Raw genomic sequence first — 26828 nt, forward strand, 5'->3', positions numbered from 1 at the left:
CCACGTTAAATTGGTCGGTTTTCAGGGCGATACGTCGAATTGCGTTTCCGCCATCATCGGCGGGTCAGTCGTGCGGACCCTCGTCTTGCGCGGTTAAGCAGTGCAGATGCCCGTGACGTACGCCGCGCTGGGCAATCACCTCATCGGCAAAATGCCGCACCTCGCCCATTTCACCTTTAAGGACGGCAATCTCCAGACAGTCGTCATGGCTGATATGTACATGCAGCGTCGCAACGGACAGGTCATGATGGTGATGCTGCGTGGCGATCAGTCGGCTTGCCAGCTCGCGCTTTTCATGTTCATAGACATAGGAAAGCACCGCGTAACCGCGCTGTTCGGGCCGCTGCGCATGCTCATGCATCAACGAATTGCGCAAGATATCGCGCACCGCCTCCGAACGGTTGTGATAGCCGCGCTGGGCGCTCAGCGCGTCCAGGGTCGCCAGAAGATCGTCATCAAGAGTCAGGGTTACGCGCTGCATGGTCGTTTCTCTATGGCAAGGGAAGGTGGAAAAGCAGGGAGGACCGCACGTTGAAGTGTCCGTCCTGCCATTGACTGAAGGTGCAGCGGCGTGTTGACCGCCGTGGTCTCAAGAATCTGCCCGCTTTCCATCACCATCACCCGCTGGCAAAAGCGCTCTACCAGCCGCAGATCGTGGGTGATAAACAGGCAGGCGGTAGAAAACTGTACCTGCAGACGCTTCAGCAGCGCAACGATCTCCGCCTGCAAAACGAGGTCAAGATTCGAGACGGCCTCATCGAGGATCAGTAAGGGGGGACGCACAACCAGCGCCCGCGCCAGGCAGACCCGCTGCAGCTGCCCGCCGCTGAGCTGGTGCGGGCGTTTGTCGAGCAGGTGTGGAGAAAGGTCCACCGCCTGCATCATCGCGTCGACCCGCTCCTGGCGCTCATCGCGCGCGAAGCGAAACAGATGGCGCAGCGGCTCGCTGATGATCTCATTCACCGTTTTTCGCGGGTTCACCGCGCTTTGAGCATCCTGGAAAACCAGCTGGATATCACGACGAAACGCCCGTTGCGCGTCGCCTTTTAGCGTATGAATCGGCGTCCCGCGCCAGGTTATCTCGCCGTGATCCGGTGTCTCAAGGCCGACCAGCATCCGCGCCAGGGTGCTTTTACCGCAGCCGCTGCGTCCAAGCAGCGCCACCGTTTCACCCGCCTGGACGTTCAGGCTGACGTCGCGCAGCACGCCCGGATGGTGCGGGTAATCGTGGCTGACGTCGGTAACATTCAGTAGGTTCATCCTGCAAACTCCATTCCGTACAGCGCCAGGTGCGCCGCCAGCAGCCGTTGACTCACCGGATGCCGGGGGGCGCTGAACAGGGTATTGACGTCGCAATGCTCGACGATGCGCCCGCGGTCCATCACCGCGACCTCGTGCGCCAGCCGCGCCACCACGCCCATGTCGTGAGTCACCAGCAGCAGTCCCTGGCCGCGGCTGGAGACAATCTCTTCCAGCAGATCCAGAATGCGCCCCTGCGCCACGGCATCGAGGTCGGTGGTGGGTTCATCGGCGAAGATAAAGGGGGCTTTACTCAGCAGGGCGAGGGCGATCATCATTCGCTGCAACATCCCGCCGCTCATCTCGAAGGGATAGCGTTTCAGCAGCTGAGACGGGTTTTCCAGACCGACGGCGGTCATGGCGGCAATAAGCGCCGCATCATCCGCAGGCTGGCCGGTGGCGCGGCAGGTTTCCCGCGCGTGAGTCGCCATCGTATACAGCGGATTAAAGGCGCTGCGCGGATTCTGCATAATGGTGGCAATGGTTCCGCCCCGTAGCTGTTCGCCGTGCACCGGAATGCCGTCCAGCAGCAGACGCCCGGCGGTTTGCCGGACGCCGGGGGGCAGAACGCCAAGCGCGGCGGCACAGGTCAGCGATTTTCCGCAACCGCTGCTGCCCAGCAGGGCCAGCACCTGCCCGCGACGCAGGGTCAGCGACAGCTCCGTCACCAGCGGGCGGCCGGTGCACAGGGTAAAGTGTTCTAACTGGATCTTTTGCGGCATCAGTGGCTGTGCTCCGCGATCAGGTGAGGATCGAGACGATCGCGCAGCGCGTCGCCCACCAGGTTAAAGGCCATCACGCTGATAAACAGCGCCAGGCCGGGCCACAGCATCTGTAGCGGCTGGGTCCAGATAAACTGCCGCGCATCGTTAATCATTACCCCCCATTCCGCCGTGGGTGCGCTGACGCCAAGGCCGAGGAACGACATCCCGGCGACGTGCAGCATCATATGACCGATATCGAGGGTAGCGAGGACCAGCAGCGACGGCACCACCGCACCGGCCAGGTGATCGAGGAAAAGCCGCCAGCGATTTGCGCCGCTCAGCCGCGCGGCGAGAATAAACTCGCGCTGGCGCAGGGACACCACCAGGCTACGAACCATGCGCGCGTACCACGCCCAGTGCGACAGGGCGATGGCGATAATCACGTTGCTCAACCCGGTCCCCAGCACGCCGACCATAAAGAACGACAGAATGGAGGTAGGAAAGGTCATAAACATATCGGCCACCCGCATGGTGAGCTGATCGACGCGCCCGCCCATCAGGCCGGCACAGCCGCCAACGAGGAGCCCCAGTGCCAGAACCAGCAGTAAACAGGCCATCACCGCCCCCAGCGACACCCGGGTCGCCGCCAGCAGACGGGAGAAAATATCGCGGCCAAGATGGTCGGTTCCCAGCCAGTGCTGGCCGTCTGGCGACAGCAGACGGGAAGGTAAATCAATGGCCTGCGGATCATACGGTAGCCACCACTGGCTGGTGAGCGCCACCAGCGTCAGCAGGACGATGATGACCAGCGCCGCGCGCACCGAACCGCGCGCTGAGAAGAAAAAGCTCATGAGTGCGCTCCTTCATGACGACGAATGCGCGGGTCCAGCGCGGCATTTACCAGATCGACCGCCAGATTACACAGGGCGAATACCACCACCATGATAAGCGTAAAGCATTGAATCACCGGATAATCACGGTTAAAAATGGCCGAAACGGCATAGCGCCCGATGCCCGGCCAGGCAAAGATATTTTCGATGATCATCGTCCCGCCGATCAGTTCGCCAATGTGCATTCCCACGGCGGTAATCATCGGTAGCGAGGCGTTGCGCAGAATATGGCGACGTTCGATTTGCCTGGCATTCAGGCCGCGCAGGCGAGCCCAGGTGACATGGCGCTGTCCGGCGACTTCCAGCATGCTGGCGCGCAGGAGGCGGGCGTTAATCGCCAGCGACATAAACGCAATCGACACGGCCGGCAGGATGATATGCTGCCAGCCGCCGTAGCCCAGAGCCGGCAGCCACTGTAAATAGACCGAGAAGAAGAGCACCAGTAAAAAGGCGAGCCAGAAGTTTGGCATCGACACGCCGAGAAAGGCGATGATCCGCACGATGAAATCCGGCAAATTCTCGCGGTGACGCGCGGCCCAGATGCCCAGCGGTACCGAGGTCAGCAGGATCAGCACCAGCGCCGCGCCCGCCAGCTGCAGCGTGGCGGGCAGGAAGCGCAGCACATCGTCAAGCACCGGGCGCTGGGTGGCAAATGATACGCCAAAATCGAGATGCAGCGCCCGCCACAGCCAGCGGCCGTACTGGACGACGAGCGGTTGATCCAACCCGAGCATCGCCCGCGTAGAGGCCACCATATCCGGCGTGGGCGGCAGGTTTGAAAGCCGCAGATAGTCGAGCGCCGGGTCACCGGTGCCGAGGCGCAGCATCAGGAAGATAATCACCGAGGCGGCAAAAATCATCGGAATCAGCAGCAGAATGCGGCGCAGCAGATAACGTTGCATCAGGGATTCACCGGCTGGATCTGTTCGAACGGAATTTCAGCGGTAACCGGTGCGTAAGGAATCGCTCCCAGCTCGGGTTTCGCCACCACCATCATTGAGATATAGCTGACGGGCAGATAGACCGCGTCGTTGTGCAGACGAGTCAGAATATCGCGATACAGCGCCTGACGTTGCGCATCGTTGCTGGTGGTCAGAACCTGCCCAATCTCTTTATCAATCAGTGATTTGTCCGCTAGCCCTTGCTGCGCCTGGTAATCAGCGTGCGAGGGGACGCGCATTGAGCTCATAAAAGCATGCGGGTCATACGGCGCGCCCCAGGTACGGTTAAAGATCATGCCAAAGCGGCCGTCGCGCTGGCGGGCGTAAATGCTGCTCTCCTCTTCACCGATCAGCGCCACATCCACCCCGACCTGGCGCATATCCGCCTGGATTATCTCCGCCATCGACTTACTCAGGGCATCGGTACCGATAAACGACAGTTCTATGTGCAGCGGCTGGCCGTTCTTCTCGCGAATCGCTTTGCCCGCGGGCCGGATCCAACCGGCGTTCTCCAGCAGGGCGTTGGCCTGCTGCGGGTCGTAGTGGCGCGGTTTCAGACCAATGTTGGCGTACGGTACGGAAGGGGCGAAAAGCGTGTCGGCCACCTGCTGCGTACCGTACAGCGCATTGTCGATCAGCGATTTTTTGTTCACCGCATAATTCAGCGCTTCACGCACCGCCAGTTCATTGGTGGGGGCTCTGGCGGAGTTAAGCGCCAGCATCACCGTTTCCACAGGTTGAGAGAGCTGGGTACGCCAGGCCGGGTTATGGCTGAAACGGGCGAAGGTATCCAGCGGCAGCAGGCCCTCGTTACCGTAAAGCAGATCGATATCGCCGGTTTCAAAGGCCACGGCGCGGGTCATCGGATCCGGAATCACTTTCACGGTCACCTGGCGGATCGCCGGTTTGTCACCCCAGTAGCGGTCGTTACGTACCAGCACATCATACTGGTTGAGTTTCGAAGTTTTCAGTACCCAGGGGCCGGTACCGATGGGCGCTTTGATACCGTGTTGCGTTCCCCCTTCCACAAACTGCGAAGGGGCGATAAAACGGAACGGGCGCGGCAGAGCCAGCTCCTGCAAGAAAGGGTAGTAGGCGCTTTTGAGCGTAATCTGCAGCTGCGTATCGCCGAGCGCCCGCACGTCGGTAATCTGATTGGTGAGCTCCAGCCAGGCATGGCGCTGCCGGTTAGCCAGCACCGCCTGGAAGTTGGCGACCGCAGCCTGCGCATTGAACGGCTCGCCGTTAGAAAACTGCACGTCGTTACGCAGGGTAAAGAGCCACACTTTCCCGTCCGCAGAGTGGCTCCAGCGGGTGGCCAGCCACGGCTTTACCGCACCATCCGCCTGGTACTTGACCAGCGGCTCATACACCATGCTTTGGGCAAACATTTGGTTGGGGGTATACAGATGCGGATTCAGCGGACCCACGTTCACCGGCCAGGCGGTGGTGATGTCGTAGGAAGCGGCGGCGGTCAGCAGAGGTGCGCAGGCGAGGAGCGCCAGCAGCGTGGTGCGGAAAATAGACAAGGTCTTTATCTCAACAGGAAGGAAAGTATGATGATTTTAATAATTCATCATACTTCAGGCCTAACCTGGATCAATGTCAGGACAGAAAGTATAAGAATTTCATATACACACTTTATCATTCAGATTGTCTGCGGGTTAGCCAGGTCGAGACAACGTGAAGGATGAGTGGCCCGTAGGCCCGCGCAAGCGGGCGATTCAGGGCGCTCTGAACAGCGCCAGCAGCGTGGCGAGCTGCTCATCAATGGGCGCCAGATCGCGTTTGACGATCAGGTGCAGCGGGGTAGCGCGTCGGGCGCCGTGGCTGAGCGGCAATATTTTCAACAGACCCTGATCCAACCGGGAGCGGATGCGCTCTTCCGGGAGCCAGCCGAAGCCGACCTGATAGAGCACGGCATCGATAGCGGCATCAATGGTGGAAAACGTCCACGCCTCGCGCCCCGTCTGCGGGTCGTCGCTGCGATCGGCGATACGTACCAGCGGCCAGGAGGCCAGCGCACTGTCGTCGAGGGGGCCGCTCAGTCTGGCAAGCGGATGGTCCCGGTGGGCAACGGCAACAAAATCAATGTTCATCAACCATTCGCCGCGCCCGGTAATATCCTGGCGGCGGGTGAGTACCATCACGTCGGCTTCGCTGCGGGCCTCCTGCTCATCTTTCATGTTTTCGAGGACTTCGGTCAGCCTCACCTGAGTCTGCGGATGGCGCTGCTGAAACTGGCGCAGAATGGCAAACAGCCGTTCGCGAGGGAAAATACTGTCCACAACCAGGTCCAGACGGGTTCGTGCGCCGTTGTGCAGGGTCGCCGCGCGGGTTTCAACGTATGAAAATGCCTGCAGGAGCGGTTTTACCTGGCTTAGCAGCAGCTCTCCGGCCGGAGTGAGGACCGCGCGGCGGCCTGAGGGGTGCAGCAGCGCGACGCCCAGCCTTTCCTGCAACAGGGCGAGGTTATAGCTCACCGAAGACTGGCTGCGGTGAGTCTCTTCTGCTGCTTTTGCGAAACTACCGAGCGCGATGACTTTTTCCAGCAAGGCCCATTGTTCCAGCGTCGTTTTGTGCATTATTTATCGAAAAAGTGAATGAGTTTCATCAAAACATAGCGTTATTCATCCATTTTTTAAAGCAGTATGCTTGTTCTCAACAAATAGAGGAGAACAGATTATGAGCACATTCGACAAACATGACCTGAGCGGTTTTATCGGCAAACATCTGGTTTATACCTACGATAACGGCTGGAATTACGAAATTTACGTGAAAAACGCCAACACCCTGGATTACCGAATTCACAGCGGTATCGTCGCGAATCGTTGGGTGAAAGATCAGCAGGCTTACATCGTTCGCGTTGGTGAAAGCATCTACAAAATTTCCTGGACCGAACCGACCGGCACTGATGTGAGCCTGATCGTCAACCTCGGCGACAAACTGTTTCACGGCACCATCTTCTTCCCGCGCTGGGTGATGAATAATCCGGAAAAAACCGTCTGCTTCCAGAACGATCATATCCCGCTGATGGTTTCTTACCGTGAAGCCGGACCGGCTTACCCGACGGAAGTGATTGACGAGTTCGCCACCATTACCTTTATACGTGATTGCGGCGCGGATAATAACAGCGTCATTAATTGCCCGGCTAATCAATTACCGGCTGACTTTCCTGCAAATTTGTCATCTACCGGAAATGATTTTGTGAGCTAAGATCTGTTTTTGAAATTCAGATTGCAGAATAAAATTCTATTTATTGTTTAACCGTTTAATGTCTGTTTACTTTACTACATCGTGCTCCTGTTTTGCCCATGAACGGGAGCCGGTTTCCCTCTCTTCTCCCGCCTCGTCATTTGTAAATTCCATTTAAAAACAATTGATTATTGTCTGTCCGGCAAATTATATTAATTTCTTAATATTATCCTAAGCAACCCCGTCTAAATTTAATAACGTCAAATACCCTGGAATGAAAAGTGGTGCTGAAGAGATTCCATTTTCATTTTGTTTAAGTCCGCTGGCGCAGGATATTTTTTCTATCGACCCCGTAACCCTGAAAGGGTCATATACAGAACAGGAACATGATGAGCGAATTTTTGCCGTTTTCGCGCCCGTCGATGGGCGACGCAGAGCTGGCTGCGCTGCGTGAAGTTTTGCAATCGGGCTGGATCACTACCGGACCGAAAAACCAGGCGTTGGAAGAGGCATTCTGTACGCTGACCGGCAACCGTCACGCCGTGGCGGTGAGTTCGGCGACTGGCGGCATGCACGTCACGCTGATGGCGTTGGGCATTGGCCCGGGCGATGAAGTCATCACGCCATCCCAGACCTGGGTTTCCACGCTGAACATGATTTGTCTGCTGGGTGCGACACCGGTGATGATCGATGTCGATCGCGACAATCTGATGATTACCGCCGAAGCGGTGGCAGCGGCGATTACTCCCAACACCAAGGCGATTATTCCCGTGCACTACGCGGGTGCGCCTGCGGATATCGACGCGATTCGCGCCGTGGCAGAACGTCACGGCATTCCGGTGATTGAAGATGCCGCGCACGCGGCGGGGACGTATTACAAGGGCAAACACGTGGGCGGACGCGGCTGCGCGATCTTCTCTTTCCACGCCATCAAAAATATGACCTGCGCCGAAGGTGGTCTGATCGTGACCGATGACGATGCGCTGGCATCGCGCATTCGTAGCCTGAAATTTCACGGACTTGGCGTCGATGCCTATGACCGTCAGACGCATGGCCGGGCGCCGCAGGCGGAGGTGATTTCGCCGGGCTTTAAATACAATCTGGCCGATATCAACGCCGCGCTGGCGCTGGTACAGCTGGATAAACTGGCCCATGCCAACCAGCGGCGTAGCGAGATTGCCCAACGCTATCTGCGCGAGCTGGCGGATACGCCGTTTAAGCCGCTGGCGATACCGGAATGGGAACACCAGCACGCCTGGCACCTGTTTATTATTCGCGTGGATGAAGCCACCTGCGGGATTAGCCGCGATGCGTTGATGGAAAAACTGAAAGCCATGGGCATCGGCACCGGCCTGCACTTCCGCGCGGCCCACACGCAAAAATACTACCGCGAGCGTTTTCCGACGCTTTCCTTACCGAATACGGAATGGAACAGCGCGCGTATCTGTTCACTCCCTTTGTTCCCGGATATGACCGACGATGACGTCACTCGGGTCATTTCCGCGCTGCACCAGCTGTCAGGATGTTGATATGTTTACTTACCCACCCGTGAAAAAAGTCTCGGTCGTTATTCCGGTTTATAACGAACAGGAGAGCCTGCCCGAGCTGATTCGCCGTACGGATGCCGCCTGCGCGACGCTGGATCGCCAGTATGAGATTCTGCTGGTCGACGATGGCAGCAGCGATGAGTCTGCCCGTATGTTGACCGAGGCGGCAGAAGCCGAGGGCAGCCATGTGGTCGCGGTGTTGCTTAACCGCAACTATGGCCAGCACTCGGCCATTATGGCGGGCTTCAGCCATGTCACCGGCGATCTGATTATTACCCTTGATGCCGACCTGCAAAACCCGCCGGAAGAGATCCCGCGCCTGGTGGCGAAGGCGGACGAAGGTTACGACGTGGTCGGTACCGTTCGGCAGAACCGCCAGGATACCTTCTTTCGCAAAAGCGCGTCGAAGATGATCAACCGCCTGATTCAACGTACCACCGGTAAAGCGATGGGGGACTACGGTTGCATGCTGCGCGCCTATCGTCGCCACATTATTGACGCGATGCTCAATTGCCATGAGCGCAGTACGTTTATCCCGATTCTGGCAAATACCTTTGCCCGCCGGGCGGTCGAAATCCCGGTGATGCACGCGGAACGTGAATTTGGCGATTCCAAATACAGCTTTATGCGCCTGATTAATCTGATGTACGACCTGGTGACCTGTTTGACCACCACGCCGCTGCGTCTGCTTAGCGTCTTTGGCAGCGTGATTGCCCTGCTGGGCTTCGCTTTCGCCTTCCTGCTGGTGTTCCTGCGACTGGTATTTGGCCCGCAGTGGGCGGCGGAAGGGGTGTTCATGCTGTTTGCCGTACTGTTCATGTTCATCGGAGCGCAGTTTGTCGGCATGGGGCTGCTCGGGGAGTATATCGGACGCATCTATAACGATGTCCGCGCCCGTCCCCGCTACTTTATTCAACGTGTTGTTCGTCAGCCGGAAACGGCGTCTCAAGAGGAAGATCGTTCATGAAAGCTGTAGTCTTCGCTTATCACGATATGGGTTGTGCTGGCATTCAGTCTCTGCTGGATTCCGGGTATGAAATCGCCGCTATTTTCACCCATCCGGATAACCCTGGCGAAAACCATTTCTTTGGCTCGGTTGCGCGTATTGCTGCTGAACAAGGTATCCCGGTGTGGGCACCAGAAGATGTTAACCACCCGCTGTGGATTGAACGCATCCGCGACATGAAGCCGGACGTACTGTTCTCTTTCTACTATCGCAACATGCTGGGCGACGATATCCTCAGCCTTGCGCCAAAAGGCGGCTTCAACCTGCACGGTTCTCTGCTGCCGCAATATCGCGGCCGCGCGCCGTTGAACTGGGTGCTGGTTAATGGTGAAACGGAAACCGGCGTGACCCTGCATCGCATGGTCAGCCGTGCGGATGCCGGCGATATCGTGGCGCAGCAGACGGTGGCTATCGGTTCTGATGATGTCGCGCTGAGCCTGCATCGCAAGCTGTGCGCCGCGGCGTCAGAGCTGCTAAACCAGGCTCTGCCGGCGATTCGTGAAGATAAAATCCAGGCTCGTGCCCAGGATGAAAGCCAGGCCACCTACGTTGGGCGCCGCACGCCGGAAGATGGCCGTCTCGATTGGGACAAACCTGCGCTGACGCTGCATAACCTGGTCCGCGCGGTTTCCGATCCGTGGCCGGGGGCGTTTGGCTATGTGGGCGCGAATAAATTTATCGTCTGGAAATCCCGCGTGCGTCAGGACCTGGCAGCGGCGAAGCCTGGAACGGTGATGTCGACCTCTCCGCTGGTGGTCGCTTGTCAGGATGGCGCGCTGGAGATCGTAACCGGTCAAACCGAGCGCGGCGTTTACATGCAGGGTACGCAGCTGGCGCAGGCGCTGGGGCTGGTATCCGGTGCGGTACTGAGCAGCAAACCGGTTGTGGCGATGAAACGTCGTACCCGCGTGCTGATCCTTGGCGTGAACGGTTTTATCGGCAACCACCTGACCGAGCGCCTGCTCGCCGATGACAACTATGAAATCTACGGCCTGGATATCGGGTCGGACGCGATCAGTCGTTTCCTCGGCAACCCGCGCTTCCACTTCGTTGAAGGCGATATCAGCATTCACTCCGAGTGGATCGAATACCACATTAAGAAATGCGACGTGGTACTGCCGCTGGTGGCCATCGCGACGCCAATCGAATATACCCGCAACCCGCTGCGCGTGTTCGAGCTGGACTTCGAAGAGAACCTGAAGATTATCCGCGACTGCGTGAAATACGATAAGCGCATTATCTTCCCGTCGACCTCCGAAGTGTACGGCATGTGCACCGACAAAAACTTCGATGAAGACACCTCAAACCTGGTGGTCGGCCCGATCAACAAACAGCGCTGGATTTACTCGGTATCGAAGCAACTGCTCGACCGCGTTATCTGGGCCTATGGCGACAAGTCCGGTCTGCGCTTCACCCTGTTCCGCCCGTTTAACTGGATGGGACCGCGTCTGGATAACCTGAACGCCGCGCGTATCGGCAGCTCTCGTGCGATTACTCAGCTGATCCTGAACCTGGTTGAAGGTTCGCCGATCAAGCTGATCGAAGGCGGTAAACAAAAACGCTGCTTCACCGATATTAGCGACGGTATCGAAGCGCTGTTCCGCATTATTGAGAACAAAGACGGCCGCTGCGACGGGCAGATTATCAACATCGGTAACCCGGAAAACGAAGCCAGCATCAAAGAGCTGGCGGAGATGCTGCTGGCGTGCTTCGAGCGTCATCCGCTGCGCAATAACTTCCCGCCGTTCGCCGGTTTCCGCGACGTCGAGAGCAGCGATTACTACGGTAAGGGCTATCAGGATGTGGAGCATCGTAAGCCGAGCATTCGTAACGCGAAGCGCTGCCTGAACTGGACGCCGACGGTTCCGATGGAAGAAACCGTGGAGCATACGCTCGACTTCTTCCTGCGCACGGTTGAGCTGGTGGACGATAAGACATCATGAAACAGGTCGGCTTACGCATAGATGTCGATACCTTTCGCGGTACCCGGGACGGGGTACCGCGCCTGTTGAGCCTGCTGGGCCAGCACGGGGTTCAGGCAAGCTTCTTCTTCAGCGTTGGGCCGGACAATATGGGGCGTCATTTATGGCGCCTGATAAAACCGAAGTTTCTGTGGAAGATGCTGCGTTCAAACGCCGCTTCGCTGTACGGCTGGGATATTTTGCTGGCCGGCACCGCCTGGCCTGGGCGACGGATTGGCGCGGGTAATGAAGAGGTTATCCGTGCGACGGCGCAGACGCATGAAGTGGGTCTGCATGCCTGGGATCATTACAGCTGGCAGGCATGGAGCGGCGTCTGGCCACAGGAGCGGCTGGCGCTGGAGGTCGAACGTGGCCTGCTCGAGCTGGAGCGGATCATCGGCCGTTCGGTCACCTGTTCCGCCGTGGCGGGCTGGCGCGCGGATCAGCGGGTGATTAAAGCCAAAGAGTCCTTCAATTTCCTCTACAACAGCGACTGCCGGGGCTCGCGTCCCTTCCTGCCGTTGCTGGGCGACAAGGTGACAGGTACGGTGCAGATCCCCGTTACGCTGCCTACCTGGGATGAAGTGGTCGGCAGTAGCGTCGATGCCGGGGGCTTCAATCGCTATCTTCTGGATTGTATTCATCAGGATAGCGGTACGCCGGTCTACACCATTCATGCTGAAGTGGAAGGAATTGCCTTTGCCCGGCAGTTTGATGAACTGCTGACGATGGCCGCACAGGAAGAAATCCAGTTTTGCCCGCTGAGCCAACTGCTGCCCGCAGATTTTAGCGAGCTGCCGCTGGGTAAAGTGGTTCGCGGTGAATTGGCTGGCCGGGAAGGCTGGCTTGGGCGTGAACAATTATTGAGTCAGGACGTATGAAAAGCATTCGTTATAGCGTCTCTTTAGTGGTGTTATTTGCGCTGTATTATCTACTTCCGTTGAATTTCCGCCTGCTCTGGCAGCCTGATGAAACGCGCTATGCGGAGATCAGCCGCGAGATGCTGGCGTCCGGTGACTGGGTGGTGCCGCATTTTCTCGGGCTGCGCTATTTTGAAAAACCGATTGCCGGATACTGGATTAACAGCATCGGGCAGTGGTTGTTTGGTCACAATAACTTTGCCGTACGCTTTGGCTCGGTATTCTCCATTAGCGTCACCGCGCTGCTGATTGCGTGGCTGGCATGGCGAATCTGGCAGGACAAACGGGTGGCGATTCTGTCCGCCGTGATCTTCCTGACCGCTCTGCTGGTCTACGCTATTGGCACCTATGCGGTGCTGGACCCGATGATCACCCTGTGGATGGCGCTGGCGATGTGCAGTTTCTGGGGCGCCGCTCAGGCGCAGACCCGAAACGGTAAACTCATCGGCTACGCGCTGCTGGGGGTGGCCTGTGGAATGGGGGTGATGACCAAAGGCTTCCTGGCGCTGGCGGTGCCGGTTGTCGGGGTCCTGCCGTGGGTGATTGCCCAGAAACGCTGGCGTGAGGTGCTGACCTACGGCTGGCTGGCGGTGGGCGTCTGTATCCTGACGGTGCTGCCCTGGGGCCTGGCTATCGCCAAACGCGAACCGGACTTCTGGCGCTATTTCTTCTGGGTGGAGCATATTCAACGCTTTGCCGAAAAAGATGCCCAGCACAAGGCGCCGTTCTGGTATTACATCCCGTTCCTGCTCGCCGGAAGCCTGCCGTGGCTGGCGCTGCTGCCCGGGGCGCTGAAGCGCGGCTGGAGCGAGCGCGATGACGTGCGCGGCGCGCTGTATCTGCTTGGCTGGGTGGCGATGCCGTTCCTGTTTTTCAGCATCGCCAAAGGGAAACTACCGACCTACATTCTGCCGTGCTTCGGGCCGCTATCGATTCTGATGGCACGCTATGCGCTGGATGCGGCGAAGGCGGGAGCGAAAGCGCTGCGCATTAACGGCCTCATCAACCTTGTCTTTGGTCTGGTTGGCCTGATTGCCGTGCTGGTGGTGTCGCCGTGGGGCGTGATGCATAAACCGGTCTGGACGCAGATCGAGCTGTATAAATGTCTGCTGGCGGCGATTGCGTTTGCCGTCTGGGCGCTGATGGGCTGGCTGGCGATGAAAGATAACGGTCGTCGCTGGACATTAGCCGCCTGCTGTCCCCTGGGGCTGGCGCTGCTGATTGGCTTTGCTATTCCTGACCGGGTGATTGATAGTAAGCAGCCGCAGTTCATGGTCGATATTATTGGTGAATCGCTGGCGCCAAGCCGCTATGTGCTGAGCAACAACGTTGGCATTGCCGCGGGTCTGGCGTGGGAACTCAAGCGCAACGATATCATCATGTATGACAAGCAGGGCGAACTGAAGTACGGTTTAGACTGGCCGGATGCGAAGAATGGCTTTGTGAGCCAGAGTGAGTTTGCCAGCTGGCTGGCAGCGCATCGCCAGGAAGGACCGGTATCGCTGGTGCTGTTGATGGATAAAGGAGAAAACATGGCCGATTTACCGCTACCGAAACCTGACAGCAGCTATGTGTTAGAGCGGGTTGTGTTTCTCCAGTATCTGCCGCAATGAGTACCTGGATCTGCCTGGCGCTGGCGAGCCTGTTAAGCTGCGCCGGGCAGCTGTGCCAGAAACAGGCGACGCGCCCGTCTAAATCACGGCGGCGCGGTCGCCATATTCTCGGCTGGCTGGGCCTTGCGCTCCTGGCGCTCGGCGGCGGTATGCTGCTGTGGCTGAGCGTGCTGCAATCCATTCCGGTGAGTGTGGCCTATCCCATGCTGAGCCTCAATTTTGTCTGGGTGACGTTAGCGGCCTGGGGGATCTGGCGCGAGCCGGTAGCCCGGCGGCACTGGGTCGGCGTAGGGCTGATTGTGGTTGGCATCGTGGTGCTCGGGAGTAGCGTCTGATGGGGTTAATCTGGGCGTTATTCAGCGTCGGGCTGGTCAGCGCCGCACAGCTTCTACTGCGCGGGGCGATGGTTGAGCTGCCGCCGCTGAGTGACCTGTTCGCGTTTCTCAATCATCTTCTACACCTGCGTGCCGGAACTATCGGCCTGGGTCTGGGGCTGAGCGGCTACCTGCTGTCGATGGTCTGCTGGTACTTTGCGCTGCACCAGCTGCCGCTGGCTAAAGCCTACGCGCTGCTCAGCCTTAGCTACATTCTGGTCTGGGCCGCCGCCATCTGGTTGCCCGGCTGGCATGAGCCTTTCCACTGGCGTTCCCTGCTGGGGGTGCTGATTATCATCGCCGGCGTGCTGACAATCTTCTGGCCGGCGAAGCGTAAAGCCTGAGTCAGCGAATCCTGTCGGCCCTCAACGCAAACGGCGTTGGCGTGCAGACCGCCAGACTCAGATCGGCAAGCTGAATCTGACTGACCGGGAGCGTCGCGCCGCGCGTGCTGTCGACGCTGGCAATCTGCCAGGCGCTGCCGCCGCGCTGCTTAACCATCGCTTCTTTGCGCGTCCAGATACGCCAGAAGGCGTCGAGCTGCCGTTCCGGATGCTCCGCTTCGACCTCCGCATGCTCCCCGAGACTGAATACGGCGTTAGCCAGCCTGCGCCAGTTCGGTCGAGGGCGTATCACTTCGATATCGCAGCCGACCTCGCCTTCATCGCTGAGCAGCAGGGCGATATCATCGCCGCTGTGGCTGAGGTTAAACCACAGCCCCGTCTCGCCGGAGAACCCCGGTTTACCGTGTTCAGCGTAAATAATCTCAGGCAGCGGCGACACCGCCTGCGCCAACAGGACCCGACCCGCCAGCCAGCTTGCGCGCCGACTGCCCTGCGGCGCCTGAGCCGCGAGGCTCTGCGGCAGAGGCCGGGTGCTTAACGTCGAGATTTTTCCCAGAAAAAGTCGATACATATCAGGGCCAGCGCTGAATAATGATTGACGTATTGATCCCACCGAAGGCGAAGTTATTACTCTGAATAAATTCGCAGTCGATCCGCCGGCTCTCGCCCATAATGTAATCCAGCTCGCCGCACTGTGGGTCCGGACGGCGCAGGTTGAGCGTAGGGGCAAACCAACCCTCCCGCATCATGTGCAGGCTCATCCAGGCTTCCAGCGCCCCGCAGGCGCCCAGGGTATGGCCAAAATAGCTTTTTAGCGAAGAGATCGGAACGCGGTCGCCAAACACGGCCGCGCTGGCCTGGCTCTCGGCAATATCACCGCGATCGGTCGCCGTGCCGTGCGCCGAAATATAGCCAATATCCTCGGCGCTTAAACCGGCCATCCTGAGCGATTGCTCCATGCAGATTTGCATGGTTTCCCGCTGCGGCTGGGTAATATGCGCCGCGTCGCAGTTGGTGGCGAAGCCGATGATTTCACCGTAAATCGTCGCCCCTCGGGCTTTGGCATGCTCCAGCTCTTCCAGTACAAAGGTGCCGGCGCCTTCGCCAATCACCAGTCCGTCACGGGCTTCATCGAACGGCGACGGTGTGGTTTTCGGCTCATCGTTACGCTGGCTGGTCGCGAACAACGTATCGAAAATAGCGGCTTCCGACGGACACAACTCTTCAGCGCCGCCGGCCACCATGATGGTCTGATAGCCGTGACGAATCGCCTCCCAGGCATAGCCAATCGCCTGGCTGCCGGAGGTGCAGGCGCTGGAGGTGGGAATGACCCGCCCGCGCAGGCCGAAGAACAGGCCGGTGTTCACTGCGGTTGTGTGCGGCATCATCTGGACGTAGGTGGTGCCGGTGATGTTATTGGTATGCTTTTCCGTCAGCATGGTGGCGAATTCGCTGACCGGACCGGTGCTGCCGGTAGAGGAACCGTAGGCAATACCGGTTTCGCCATTGGTGAGAACCGCCTCGCCAATCAGTCCGGCCTGTTCCAGCGCCAGTTCGCTGGCGCGGGTGGACATCAGCGAGACGCGGCCCATGGCGCGAATACGCTTGCGCGTATAGTGCTCTGGCAGGGTGAAATCGTCGACAGGCGCGCCGAGTAGCGTATGCAGACCATCATAGATTTGCCACTCCGGCATTGTGCGCACGGCGTTCTCGTAGGCCTGTAGTCTGGCGGATACCGCCTGCCAGCTTTCACCGAAGGCGGTGACGCCGCCCATGCCGGTAATGACGACGCGACGAGTCATAGCATACCTCCATTGATGGAAATCACCTGACGCGTCACATAGCCCGCAATATCCGACATCAAATAGCTGGCGAGTCCGGCGACTTCTTCGGCCTGACCCATGCGTTTCATCGGAACGATCGACATCGCCTCTTTGAGGGCGGTCTCTTCCATGGCGATCATCCCGGTATCAATCAGCCCAGGGGCAATGCAGTTGACGGTGATCTTGCGTTTTGCCAGCTCAATGGCCAGCGCTTTGGTCGCGCCGATAATGCCCGCTTTGGCGGCACTGTAGTTAACCTGCCCGCGATTGCCCATGACTCCTGACACCGAAGAGAGCGTGATAATCCGTCCGCCCTGACGGGCGCCGATCATCGGCATGATGCACGGCTGAATGACGTTATAAAAACTGTCGAGATTGGTGTGGATCACCGCATCCCAGTCGTTGTCGCTGAGCGCCGGGAAGGCGCCATCCCGGGTAATGCCGGCATTGCTCACCACGCCGTACCACGGCCCATGAGTCGCGATCTCCTGCTCCAGCACCTCGCGGCACTGTTCACGGTTGGCGACATCAAAACTCAATGTCCGGCCTGCTCCCCCGGCGGCGCGGAGGCTCTTCAGCGTCTCCTGCGCGCCCTCTGCGTCACGATGGTAATGGACGCCGACAATAAAGCCATCGGCCGCCAGCTGGCAGGCGATGGCACGCCCGATACCCTTGCTGGCACCGGTCACTAATACGGAACGACTCATGGTTTCTCTCCCTGATTAAAAAGCGTCGTTAACTCTTCCTGGGTGGGCTGGAAGGTGTTGATGCGGCCCGTTGCCAGCGTGTCATTCCCGCAGCAGATGGTGCATTCGAAGCTACCGAAACGTTCATCCTGCATTAATAAGCTGACTGCGATGGTCAACGTATGCCCGGCAGGCAGAACCCCGGCGGCGCATACCAGTTCTCTGGCTCCCAGCACCATACCGAGGGCGATGTTGTCCAGGTTTTTCTGCTGACGATGCCAGCCGGACCAGACGCCAATGGTCTGCGCCATCAGCTCCAGCGCAAACCAGCCCGGCAGATCGCCGTTGGCATCAAGAAACGGCGTCAGTACGCCCCCGGAGGCGACGGTCACGCGGCAGGCGGCCGTTTCCTCGGTCACCTCCAGCACCTCTTCGAGCAGCAGCATCGGGGCATCGTGCGGCAGATAGGCGCCGGGCGCCAGGTAATGGCTCATGAAACTCTCCCGAGCAAAATGCTGGCGTTGTTGCCGCCAAAGGCAAATGAGTTGGACAAAATCACCGGGCGTTCAAGAGGCTGCGCCGTGGCGATAATACCGCACTCCGCCAGCGCCGGGTCGCGCGGCGAGAGGCTGAAATCCTGGGCCGGCAGTGGCAAATGACGCTGCAAAATCAGCATCCCGATTGCCGCTTCGGTGATCCCGGCGGCGCCGAGAGTATGTCCGGTGAGGTGTTTGGTTGAGCTGCACGGCACGGTGTCGCCGAACAGCTGCTGCACGACCTGCGACTCCACCCGATCGTTAAGCGGCGTGGCGGTGCCGTGCAGGTTGATGTAGCCCACCGCCCCGGCGGTGATGCCGGCATCGTCAAGCGCCTGGGTAATGGCGCGGATGGCGCCTTCGCCCTGTGGATGCGGGGCCGAAATATGGTGCGCATCGCTTGATTCGCCGACGCCCAGCAGTGCGATAGGCTGCGGCTCGCGCGTCAACAGCATCAGCGCCGCCCCTTCACCGATGGTAATCCCGCAGCGGTCGCGGGCAAAAGGCTGGCATCGCGTCACCGAGAGGGACTCCAGGCTATGAAAACCGTTCACCGGCATCCGGCTCAGCGTATCGGCGCCGCCGACAATCGCGACGTCGGCGAGGTCGGCTTCAATCAGCCGTCGCCCGCTGATCATGGCCCTGGCGCTGGAGGAGCAGGCGGTGGAGAGGGTGAACGCCGGGCCGTCCAGCGCCAGCCAGTGGCTCAGAAAACGCGAAGGATCGCCCAGCTCCTGCTGCGGATATTGCCAGCCAGCGCTGGCCCCGCCGTTAAGCGTGGCCGCCACGTGAATATCACCTTCGTCGAGGCCGGAGGTGCTGGTGCCAAGCACCACCGCGACTCTGTCGCTGCCGAAGCGCGCGATGGCTTCATCGACCTGGGGACGAATCTGGGTCAGCGCCGCCAGCAGCAGCTGGTTATTGCGCGAACGGTGGGCCGCAAAATCATCGGCAATGGCAGGCAGGACGGCATCCACGCCGCCGAGTACCGCTGCGGGCTGTCCCTCTAGCCAGCCCGCACGCGGGCGCATGCCGGGGGCAACACCGCGCGTCAGATTCGCGGCGATTTCATCGCAGTTGTCGCCCAGCGCATTGATCATGCCGACAGCAGAAATGTAGATCATCTCAGTCACCCAGATATTGAATGGTGATGTGGTATTTAAAGGCCCGCTGCTCAATGCTGATCGGCTCGCGCTTACCATCCCGGTTCAGGTAGACGATCGCCGTCACCAGCTGGCCGCTGGCGTTGCGTAGCTCGCGGCGGTCGCCGGTGTCGGTCAGGGTCCAGCCGCCCGGCAGCTGCGGTTGCCAGGCGGCGACAGGCCAGTGGCTGAGCATCACATCGGCCAGCACCTGACTTGCCGGCGGCAGCTGCGGGGCCACGATAGACTGCTCGGTGTGCAGCCCCTTTTCATCATAGGTCACAAGAAACAGGCGGATCCCCATCGATGAGAGACCGGCGAGCGTGACTTTTTGCTCATCCGCGTTGAGCATCACCAGCAGCGACTGAGTCTGGCCGTGAAAACGCCCGGTAAGCAGCTGCTGGGCATTCAGCGGCGGGGTGATGCCCGGCGCCGGTAACGTCACGCGAGTTCCCGGCTCCAGCCATGCCTGCGGTCGCCCTTGCATGGGGCTGGACGAGAGGCTGCACCCGGCGAGGATGAAGGTGGCGGCCAGCGCCGCGGCGCACCGGAGTCTGTGTTTAATCATCGTCTTTTTTTCTCTTTTTTACCGGGCATCGCCAGCGGGGAGAGCAGGAAAGCGGTGAAAATACCGCTGACCAGCACAATGCCAAAACTGCTGATGGCCTGGGTGGCGCTGAAGACCAGCATGCCGAGGGTCAACAGGGTGGTCATCATGGCGAGGATGATCGCCAGCAGTGACGTCAGCGGCGTTCCGCGCGGGTTGCTGAAAAACAGGGTGTAGTTGATACCAATCCCCAGCACCAGCACCAGCGCCAGCAGTGAAAACAGATTCACCGGGTGGCCGCTGAAGGCGAGGGCCGCCAGCCCGCAGCCTAATGACAGCACGGAGGGCAGCAGGCCGATCGACCCTTTGCGCCAGCCGAGACGCAATATGGCGCCACAGGCGATGACCGCCAGCGCAACCACCAGCAGCCCCGTCAAAATATGGCGATAGAGAGTAAACAGTTCGTCAAAGGCACTTTTTCTGTCTACCCACGCGACGCCGGGCTGTTTTTCACTCAGGGCCCGTAGCGCCGCACTTGTTTTCACGCCGTCAACCGGAACCAGCACCCCGCTTTCGCCCCCTGGCAGCGTCAGCCACAGCAGGCGCCAGCCTTCGCTGGCCGGGCTGGCAAGCCAGTCATCGACCGTGACCGGCATGGCGGAAAGATCGGCATCGACCGTTTTGAGCCCGGCGTTTTGCAGCGCGGCGGTGACCGCCGGGGCTGCCGCGTTGAGCAGCGCCAGATCCTGGCGTTGACGGGCCAGCGAATTGAGCGGAAGCGTACGATAACCGCTGAGCATCCCCTGACGTTGCGCCTGGGCAAGGGCAGGAGTAAAGGCCTCCAGCCGCTCCAGCGTCTGCTGCGGCGTCGCACCGTAGACCACGAACCATTTCTGATCCACGCTCTGGCCGGTCAGGGCGACGATCGCTTTTTCTTCGGCCAGAAGATGCTGCGGCAGCGCCTGGAGCTGTGAAATATCGTCATCGACCCGCAGGGTGGCGATACCGGCCAGCGATAAGAGCGCCAGCGTCAGCGGCAGGCCAATATACAGTTTTTTGTTGCGTCGCCATGCCGCCAGCCAGCGAAGCATAAGCCCCATCGCCGGCACCGGGCGAACCGGCAGACCGCGGGACAGCAGCGGATGCCAGAAAATCACCGTCAGGCAGGAGGCGCTCAGTCCGACGGCGGCGAACACCGACATCTGACGAATACCGGGGAAGGGGGCGAGCATCATGATGAGATAGGCCACCACGGCCGTCAGCAGCGCCAGCAGCAACGTGCGGCGGACTTTGGCAAGGCTTTGCCACGGCGTGGCATCATGCCCGTGGACCATTCGTTCCGTGAGATAGTACAGCGTATAGTCGGCGGAGATACCGATAATGCTCATGCTCATCACCAGCGTCATCAGATGCAGTTCGCCAAACAGCAGCAGCGTGACGACGGTGCCCGCCAGCCCGCCAATGCCAACGGAAATTACGCACAGCAGCAGCGGACGAAGCGAACGGAAAGTCACAACGATAAGCAGGATCACGCCAAGCAGCGTGGCGATACCGAGGGTGGAGATATCCTGCTTCGCCTGCTGGCTGGCGTAGTCGCTGTAAAACACCGTCCCGCGGGCGAGCACCTGTGCCTGCGGGTAGCGCGCTTTTAATTGCTCTTCCAGCTCCGCGAGGGTCGTCACGACGCGGTGCGTCTGCTGCATATCGAATGAGGATCCGGCCAGCTCGCCGTGGATCAGATACCAGTCGTTTCCCTGCTTATCCTGGGTCACCAGCCAGCCATCTTTGAGCTGCAAACGCTGGCCGTTTTGCGCCATCGCCAGCTGCGCGCCGCGCATCAGCATCAGCGGATCGTTTTGCAGCTCTTTGCCGCTGACGCCGGAGAAGGCGGAGTAGAGCTGGGAGAGGACCCACTGCGCCTGCGCCGCGCCGCCGTTTTGCAGGCGGGCGCGGGTAGCATCATCGATAAGCCCGTTGCGGTGCTGCCAGAAAAATGTTCCCCAGGCCTGCTGGCTGGGGGCATCCATAGGGCCTTTCACCTCTGCGAGAGCGTGCGATTGCTGAAGGAGAGTGAGCCATTCGCCTGCCGCCTGAGGACCGACCTGCTTGCCGGGATTCACCAGCCAGACTATCTGCCGGTCCAGCCGCAGCATAAAGCCATCGTTCAGGGCCGGGGGAATCGCGCCAAGGGTCTGCTTCGGCAACATCGCCAGCACGCTGCTGTTGACCCGCGATTGCGGCAGCAGCGTCAGCAGAACGCCCAGCATCAGCAGGCAGGCGCAGCCCCACAGCAGCGCGATGCTCCGGCGGTTACGGTGCAGCAAATCGTTGTCGTTCGTCATCGGTCAGTTGCGCGGGCGTCAGTTGATGTTGAGAGAGGACGATATCGGTACGATCGCCTTGTTTATCATTGAGTTGAATATTTTCCAGGTAGCGCTGGCCAGCCAGGTCGATGGTGGCGAAGATTTTATCCAGCGGTGTGGTTTTCGGCGTCAGGCGCAGGGTCCATCGCCCTTCGCCGGTATCGGCAAACTCAACGCGGAAGTTCTGCTCCAGCACCTGACGGTCGGCCTGAAACAGCGCGCGCAGCAGATGGTTGAACTGGAACATCTGCGGGTTGTTCTCGGCGGTGATCGTCTGCGGCGGCTGGCCGCCGATCGCCTGTACCATCCGTTTATCATCCAGCAGGAGCTGCATCGGGAACGGTGCGGTCTGATCCCACAGCAGCCCCTGGTCGCGGGCGATCAGCATCTGGCCCTGGGATCGCAGCGGCTGCGGCAGATCCTTAATGGTACGGGTTTGATCGAAGTGGGCGCGGATCACCGGCTGTTCGGTAAAGCGCTGCTGCAGATCGTCAAGCGTCAGGGCGCTGACCAACGGGCTAATCAGCAGCGCCAGCAGGGGCCACCATCTCATGGCTTCACCCCCATGCGCTCAAACAGGATATCCGGGCTGACGAAGCTCATCTCACGGCTCTTCTCCTCCACGGCGACCTGGATGGTATAGCCGGTGGTGGTGCGTTTTCCGCTGTCGGCGGCAAAAATCTCATAGCCGATGCGCAGCCGGTTTTCGTACTCTTCTATCCGGGCACGTACGCGAAAACGTTGTTCAAAGGTCAGCACGTCGCGGTATTTCACCCGGGTATCCACCACCGGCCAGAGATAGCCGGATTCTTTCATCTGGCGGTAGCCATAGTTGAACTGATTAAGCAGCGCCTCGCGGGCAATCTCAAAGTAGCGAAAGTAGTTGCCATGCCACACCACGCCCATCATATCGACGTCGTGAAACGGTACGGTCAGCTCTACCTCGGTAGTAAAACGGGGATCGTTCAGCACCCTTTACTCCTTCTCTTTGGCATCCGGCAGCTGCCAGAAATCGAAAAAATTGAACCAGTCCAGCGGCGACTGCAGCGCGTAGTGCTCAAGGCGCTTTGCATAGCGGTCAATGGCATGCTGTAACGCCGCCTGGCGTTCTGCGCGAGGCAGCGTCAGCGGGTCGGCGAAGGGTTCGCAATGGATATGCAGTTTGCCCTGCTGGCGCAGCGCGAAAATCAGCTGCACCGGACAGCGCAGGATCGACGCCAGAATAAACGGCCCCTGCGGGAAAGGCGCGGGCTGCCCCATGAATTTGCTCCAGCAGACGCGCCATTCGCCGCCGCGCTGGGGCGTCACGGCGATGCGGTCGCCGACGATAGCCACCCATTCGTTACGCTCCAGCTTCTCTTTGAGCAGCATCGCGGTCTCCGGGCCGATATCGGTCACCGGCATCAGGTTGATCCCGGCCTGCGGCGCCATCTCCTCCATGATCTGTTTAAAGCGGCGGGCGTTATCGCTAAACACCAGCGCGTTAATGACCTGACCGCCCTGCAATTGCGCCAGCGCCCGGCAGGCCTCGACATCGCCGAGATGGGAGGCCAGTAAGAGCTTGCCGCCTGGCGTGGTGTTGCTGAGCGCGTCTTCCGCTCCGGGGGCGAAAACCACATCGCGTCCGAAGCGTAATTCGCCGCGCCAGCCGGCGATTTTGTTGAGCATCGCCTCGCCAAAGCGCAGAAAATGGCAATAGCTGTTGAGGTGCGCGGGCAGCGGTTGCTGACGGGCGCTAAGCTGCGCGCGCACGCGGGAGAGCCAGTTTTGCGAGGCCTGACGGGCGCGGTGCGCGGTCAGCCAGTAGACGGCCACCACCGGGTAGAGCAGCCACGAAAACGCCCTACGCCCCAGCAGCCGCCAGACCAGCAGCATCAGACGCATTCCCCACAGCCCTTTGAGCTCCTGCTGCTGCGCCCAGTGGCTTGCCCGACGGCGAAACAGCAGGGAAGGGATACGCGGCAGCATGCCGAGGAACAGGCGAGTGTGCATCCAGGAGATGCGACAGTTGTCCTTTAGCGCATCAAAATGAGACAGCCCGTCCGCGGGGTAGGTCACGCGGGTCGCCACAAAATGGCTGTCATTGCCCTGCCAGTAGAGACGCACCATGACCTCGGTATCAAAATCCATTCGTTTACCCAGCGCCACGCGCTGCGCCAGCTGTAGCGTCGGCGCAATCGGGTAGACGCGAAAGCCGCACATGCTGTCTTTCAGCTGGAGCGAGAGCGTTTCTATCCACACCCAGATGTGGGTAATCCAGCGGCCATAGAGGCGCGATCGGGGAATGGTGTCGTCGTAAACGGGCCGCCCGGAGATCAGCGCGGCCGGGTGCGCTTGCGCGAGAGCCAGCAGCTGCGGAATATCCTCAATGGCGTGCTGCCCGTCGGCATCCACCTGCACGGCGTGGCTGAAACCCGCCGCGGCTGCGGCCTGTAGGCCGCGGATCACCGCCGCGCCTTTGCCGGCATTTTCCGTCAGGCGAATCAGCGTCAACCCGGGCTCCTGCGCCGCCAGTTGTTCCAGCACCCGGCGCGTCGGCGCGTCGCTGCCATCGTCGACCACGATGCACGGCAGATTGCAGGGCCGTAAACGGGCCAGCACCTGGGGCATCATCGCGCCGTGGTTGTAGCAAGGGATCACCACACAGGGCGCGAAGGTTACTGACATAGACGGATTTTCCCGCTGCTGGCGGTATGCCGCGCTTCGCCATCGTGGCGCTGATAGTTGAAAGTGAGTATCTGGCGCGCTTCCTGCCAGTGCAGGGTGAGCGTGACGGTCGCATCCGGCAGCAGCGGCGCCTGGAATTTGACGTTCTGAATGCTGTGGAACCGCCAGCCTGGCGCCAGCAGCGTGGTGGCGTAATGCATTACCCAGTCCAGCTGGGCAACGCCGGGCAGCAGCGGCTGTATGGCAAAATGGCCGCTAAACCAGAAAAGGCCAGGATCGAGGTACAAGACAATCTCAACCTGTTGCTGATGCGCCTGATTCCCTTTAATTTCATGGGGTTTCATGAAATAACTCCTGTAATTGCGCATACACGCGCTTATTCATGCTGTTCACCGGGATCTCGTCGATACTGCGCCAGTAGCGGGGAATGGCGACCGGCTCAAGCGTTGGCCGAAGCGCTCGCCGCCACGCCTGCTCAAGGGGTTTGCTGGCGGACAGCCACTGCTGACGGGTATGGTCATTGAGCACCAGCAGGACACCGATGGCCTGTCGGCCACCGCGGCTGACGGGTAAAGCCACCGCGTCGCGAATCCCCTCCAGTTCCATCAGGCGCTGTTCAATTTCGCTGAGCGAAATCCGCTTTTCTTCAATTTTAACCACCCGTCCACGGCGCCCGGTCAGGCGAAAGTGTCCGTCGGCGGTGAGTTGCAGGGTATCGTCGAGTAACAGACCATCTCGCTCGGCAATCAGCGGCGAAAATACGCGAAACGCTTCGCCCTCGGGGAGAAGTTTGACCCCGGGGAAAGGCCGCCAGTCGCCATATTCCTGCTCGCGGCAACGCCAGGCAAGGATGCCGGTTTCGGTACTGCCGTAAATCTCATCCGGCCAGCATTTAAGCCAGTCGGCCGCTCCGGTCACCTGTTCCCAGGGCAGTACTCCGCCGGCAGAGAACAGGATTGCCACCGGCGGCGGGGTCAGCCGGGGGTCAAGGCGCTTCAAAAAGGCCGGGCTGCTGATAAACGCATAGCGATGCCGGGGATCCAGCGCGCTGAGCTGTTCGGCATAATTCAGCATGGCCGCATCTAGCGGCAGGCCGAGCGCCATGGGCAGGAAAATGCGAAAGGTCAGGCCGTAAAGATGCTGGGGCGCCACCGAAGCGACAATACGACAGCCGGCCAGCCGGTCGGCAAAGTGCGTGGCCAGCAGTTCAGCCTCGCGGTCGAGAACGGCCAGCGATTTGATAACTCGCTTCGGCTGCCCCGTCGAACCGGAAGTGAACAGCTCAATGGTGGCGTCATCAGCCAACTGGTGGAAGGTGACCGTCTGCGCGGGAGGGCGTCGGGAACGGCTGATGACCCATGTCGGGCCGCTCCAGCCAAGAGGCTTTTCACTGAGCACGCCATCGAACAGCGCGCGTTGCTCTTCCAGTTGAGAGAGGCGGCTATGCCCCGGGATCACCGGCGTTTTATGGGCATGCAGCGTGGCCAGCAGCGCGACCAGAAACAGATAGCTGTCGTCAAAACAGAGCGCCCAGCGTTGACCCTGGTGCTGCTGCAGCCGCTCCACGCAGTGCGCAACGTCATCGCGCAGATGGCCCAGGGTCCAGACCTGGTCGCCTCGCCAGGCCACGAGGGTGTCGGCCGAACGCGGGGTACTCAGCCAGCGGACCACAGAAAGAGGCGGCATCATGAGGATTCTCGCTTAATCACCCGACGGCGTACCAGCCACTCTCCGGCCATCAGCGCGCCAATCAGCAGATAGGCGATCATGCCGTTCCATGCGGTCCAGAGCGCCATATCACCGTACAGCGCCGTAAAGAGGGCGATACTGCCATTGACGATAAAAAACAGGCACCAGATCTGCGTGACCCGACGGGTATAGCGCACGGCGGCGGCGGGGAGGTGAGGCTCTTGTATGCGGGCCAGGCGTTCCACCAGCGGCATGGTTGTCCACAGCGAACCGCCGAACGCAGCCAGCATCACGGCGTTGACCACCACCGGGTAAAACAGCAGCAGCTGGTGCGTTTTCAACAGCGTGCTGGCCACGCACAGGACGATCCCCGCCAGCGCGACCACCTGGGTGACGATACGCAGCGGACCCGCCTGACGCCGGGTCTGGCGCAGGCGTAAATACAGCAGCAGCGCCATTAAAGGAAGCAGCCAGCGCAGGCTGTTATGCGCGAGGCCCAGCCAGATAACACAAGGCCAGGCCAGCAGGAGCAGGCTTGTCAGCAGCAGAATACCCTTGCGTGAAAGTGCCCCCGACATGCG

At 60.0% G+C, this 26828-nt stretch carries 28 protein-coding genes; 8 read left to right on the top strand and 20 right to left on the bottom strand.

The window, feature by feature from the left end:
• Window positions 1-64: 64 nt before the first annotated feature.
• The 7 genes from nikR to AC007G_RS14860 form a co-directional block, all read right to left on the bottom strand.
• Window positions 65-481 (bottom strand): nickel-responsive transcriptional regulator NikR, encoded by a 417-nt coding sequence (gene nikR / locus AC007G_RS14830; protein ID WP_032690373.1) that lies wholly within the window; start codon window positions 479-481, stop codon window positions 65-67.
• Window positions 469-1260 carry a nickel import ATP-binding protein NikE gene (gene nikE, locus AC007G_RS14835; RefSeq protein WP_142630296.1) on the bottom strand — a complete coding sequence of 264 codons (792 nt, stop codon included), beginning with the start codon at window positions 1258-1260 and terminating at the stop codon, window positions 469-471. Before nikE ends, nikR begins: the two co-directional genes overlap by 13 nt.
• On the bottom strand, window positions 1257-2021 hold the full coding sequence (gene nikD, locus AC007G_RS14840; RefSeq protein WP_479466618.1) for a nickel import ATP-binding protein NikD: 765 nt from the start codon (window positions 2019-2021) through the stop codon (window positions 1257-1259). The genes nikE and nikD overlap by 4 nt, the downstream gene beginning before the upstream one ends.
• Complete coding sequence (nikC, locus tag AC007G_RS14845; RefSeq protein ID WP_136895219.1) at window positions 2021-2854, bottom strand: nickel ABC transporter permease subunit NikC; 834 nt, start codon at window positions 2852-2854, stop codon at window positions 2021-2023. The genes nikD and nikC overlap by 1 nt, the downstream gene beginning before the upstream one ends.
• Window positions 2851-3795, bottom strand: a complete 945-nt coding sequence (nikB, locus tag AC007G_RS14850) for a nickel ABC transporter permease subunit NikB (protein WP_046853369.1) — start codon at window positions 3793-3795, stop codon at window positions 2851-2853. Before nikB ends, nikC begins: the two co-directional genes overlap by 4 nt.
• The gene (nikA, locus tag AC007G_RS14855) at window positions 3795-5363 is read right to left on the bottom strand and encodes a nickel ABC transporter substrate-binding protein (protein ID WP_142630298.1); all 1569 of its coding nucleotides are present in this window, start codon (window positions 5361-5363) and stop codon (window positions 3795-3797) included. The genes nikB and nikA overlap by 1 nt, the downstream gene beginning before the upstream one ends.
• Window positions 5364-5558: 195 nt before the next feature.
• Window positions 5559-6419 (bottom strand): LysR family transcriptional regulator, encoded by an 861-nt coding sequence (locus AC007G_RS14860; protein WP_032690379.1) that lies wholly within the window; start codon window positions 6417-6419, stop codon window positions 5559-5561.
• 97 nt (window positions 6420-6516) lie between these two features.
• Here AC007G_RS14860 and AC007G_RS14865 point away from each other — a divergent pair, with 97 nt between their 5' ends.
• The 8 genes from AC007G_RS14865 to arnF all read left to right on the top strand — a co-directional run bounded on the left by AC007G_RS14865 (window position 6517) and on the right by arnF (window position 14794).
• Entirely contained in the window at window positions 6517-7050 is a 534-nt protein-coding gene (locus AC007G_RS14865) for a phenolic acid decarboxylase (protein ID WP_162180062.1), read from the top strand.
• Between the two features lie 368 nt (window positions 7051-7418).
• Window positions 7419-8558, top strand: a complete 1140-nt coding sequence (gene arnB / locus AC007G_RS14870; protein ID WP_032690381.1) for a UDP-4-amino-4-deoxy-L-arabinose aminotransferase — start codon at window positions 7419-7421, stop codon at window positions 8556-8558.
• Window position 8559: 1 nt separating this feature from the next.
• The gene (gene arnC, locus AC007G_RS14875; protein WP_032696942.1) at window positions 8560-9543 is read left to right on the top strand and encodes an undecaprenyl-phosphate 4-deoxy-4-formamido-L-arabinose transferase; all 984 of its coding nucleotides are present in this window, start codon (window positions 8560-8562) and stop codon (window positions 9541-9543) included.
• Window positions 9540-11525: a bifunctional UDP-4-amino-4-deoxy-L-arabinose formyltransferase/UDP-glucuronic acid oxidase ArnA gene (gene arnA, locus AC007G_RS14880; protein ID WP_131064061.1), complete on the top strand. Its 1986-nt coding sequence runs from the start codon at window positions 9540-9542 to the stop codon at window positions 11523-11525. Before arnC ends, arnA begins: the two co-directional genes overlap by 4 nt.
• The gene (gene arnD, locus AC007G_RS14885; protein WP_032696940.1) at window positions 11522-12424 is read left to right on the top strand and encodes a 4-deoxy-4-formamido-L-arabinose-phosphoundecaprenol deformylase; all 903 of its coding nucleotides are present in this window, start codon (window positions 11522-11524) and stop codon (window positions 12422-12424) included. Before arnA ends, arnD begins: the two co-directional genes overlap by 4 nt.
• Window positions 12421-14076, top strand: coding sequence for a lipid IV(A) 4-amino-4-deoxy-L-arabinosyltransferase (gene arnT, locus AC007G_RS14890; protein ID WP_032696939.1), 1656 nt, complete (start codon window positions 12421-12423; stop codon window positions 14074-14076). Before arnD ends, arnT begins: the two co-directional genes overlap by 4 nt.
• A complete protein-coding gene (gene arnE / locus AC007G_RS14895; RefSeq protein ID WP_004868642.1) occupies window positions 14073-14411 on the top strand; it encodes a 4-amino-4-deoxy-L-arabinose-phosphoundecaprenol flippase subunit ArnE in 339 nt (112 codons plus the stop codon). Before arnT ends, arnE begins: the two co-directional genes overlap by 4 nt.
• Window positions 14411-14794, top strand: a complete 384-nt coding sequence (gene arnF / locus AC007G_RS14900; RefSeq protein WP_032690386.1) for a 4-amino-4-deoxy-L-arabinose-phosphoundecaprenol flippase subunit ArnF — start codon at window positions 14411-14413, stop codon at window positions 14792-14794. The genes arnE and arnF overlap by 1 nt, the downstream gene beginning before the upstream one ends.
• Before the next feature lies 1 nt (window position 14795).
• On the opposite strand, the gene acpT is transcribed toward arnF, so the two are convergent.
• The 13 genes from acpT to AC007G_RS14965 are packed head-to-tail and all read right to left on the bottom strand — an operon-like array spanning window position 14796 to window position 26825.
• Window positions 14796-15365, bottom strand: a complete 570-nt coding sequence (gene acpT / locus AC007G_RS14905; protein ID WP_085397272.1) for a 4'-phosphopantetheinyl transferase AcpT — start codon at window positions 15363-15365, stop codon at window positions 14796-14798.
• A gap of 1 nt (window position 15366) precedes the next feature.
• A complete protein-coding gene (locus AC007G_RS14910) occupies window positions 15367-16596 on the bottom strand; it encodes a beta-ketoacyl-ACP synthase (RefSeq protein ID WP_032690388.1) in 1230 nt (409 codons plus the stop codon).
• On the bottom strand, window positions 16593-17324 hold the full coding sequence (locus tag AC007G_RS14915) for a 3-ketoacyl-ACP reductase FabG2 (RefSeq protein WP_032690389.1): 732 nt from the start codon (window positions 17322-17324) through the stop codon (window positions 16593-16595). The genes AC007G_RS14910 and AC007G_RS14915 overlap by 4 nt, the downstream gene beginning before the upstream one ends.
• Entirely contained in the window at window positions 17321-17797 is a 477-nt protein-coding gene (locus AC007G_RS14920) for a hotdog family protein (RefSeq protein WP_032690390.1), read from the bottom strand. Before AC007G_RS14920 ends, AC007G_RS14915 begins: the two co-directional genes overlap by 4 nt.
• Entirely contained in the window at window positions 17794-18963 is a 1170-nt protein-coding gene (locus tag AC007G_RS14925) for a beta-ketoacyl-[acyl-carrier-protein] synthase family protein (protein ID WP_032690391.1), read from the bottom strand. The genes AC007G_RS14920 and AC007G_RS14925 overlap by 4 nt, the downstream gene beginning before the upstream one ends.
• Before the next feature lies 1 nt (window position 18964).
• The gene (locus tag AC007G_RS14930) at window positions 18965-19549 is read right to left on the bottom strand and encodes a DUF3261 domain-containing protein (protein ID WP_142630300.1); all 585 of its coding nucleotides are present in this window, start codon (window positions 19547-19549) and stop codon (window positions 18965-18967) included.
• A complete protein-coding gene (locus AC007G_RS14935; protein ID WP_479466619.1) occupies window positions 19546-21870 on the bottom strand; it encodes an MMPL family transporter in 2325 nt (774 codons plus the stop codon). The genes AC007G_RS14930 and AC007G_RS14935 overlap by 4 nt, the downstream gene beginning before the upstream one ends.
• Window positions 21839-22444 carry a LolA family protein gene (locus AC007G_RS14940; protein WP_032690394.1) on the bottom strand — a complete coding sequence of 202 codons (606 nt, stop codon included), beginning with the start codon at window positions 22442-22444 and terminating at the stop codon, window positions 21839-21841. Before AC007G_RS14940 ends, AC007G_RS14935 begins: the two co-directional genes overlap by 32 nt.
• Window positions 22441-22863 carry an acyl-CoA thioesterase gene (locus AC007G_RS14945; protein ID WP_142630304.1) on the bottom strand — a complete coding sequence of 141 codons (423 nt, stop codon included), beginning with the start codon at window positions 22861-22863 and terminating at the stop codon, window positions 22441-22443. Before AC007G_RS14945 ends, AC007G_RS14940 begins: the two co-directional genes overlap by 4 nt.
• 3 nt (window positions 22864-22866) lie before the next feature.
• The gene (locus AC007G_RS14950; protein ID WP_142630306.1) at window positions 22867-24558 is read right to left on the bottom strand and encodes a glycosyltransferase family 2 protein; all 1692 of its coding nucleotides are present in this window, start codon (window positions 24556-24558) and stop codon (window positions 22867-22869) included.
• Window positions 24549-24902, bottom strand: coding sequence for an ApeI family dehydratase (locus tag AC007G_RS14955; RefSeq protein WP_032696931.1), 354 nt, complete (start codon window positions 24900-24902; stop codon window positions 24549-24551). The genes AC007G_RS14950 and AC007G_RS14955 overlap by 10 nt, the downstream gene beginning before the upstream one ends.
• On the bottom strand, window positions 24889-26247 hold the full coding sequence (locus AC007G_RS14960) for an AMP-binding protein (RefSeq protein WP_142630308.1): 1359 nt from the start codon (window positions 26245-26247) through the stop codon (window positions 24889-24891). Before AC007G_RS14960 ends, AC007G_RS14955 begins: the two co-directional genes overlap by 14 nt.
• Window positions 26244-26825 (bottom strand): COG4648 family protein, encoded by a 582-nt coding sequence (locus AC007G_RS14965; RefSeq protein ID WP_032690398.1) that lies wholly within the window; start codon window positions 26823-26825, stop codon window positions 26244-26246. Before AC007G_RS14965 ends, AC007G_RS14960 begins: the two co-directional genes overlap by 4 nt.
• Between the last annotated feature and the right edge of the window lie 3 nt (window positions 26826-26828).

Source organism: Klebsiella sp. CSG-1 (assembly GCF_056521145.1).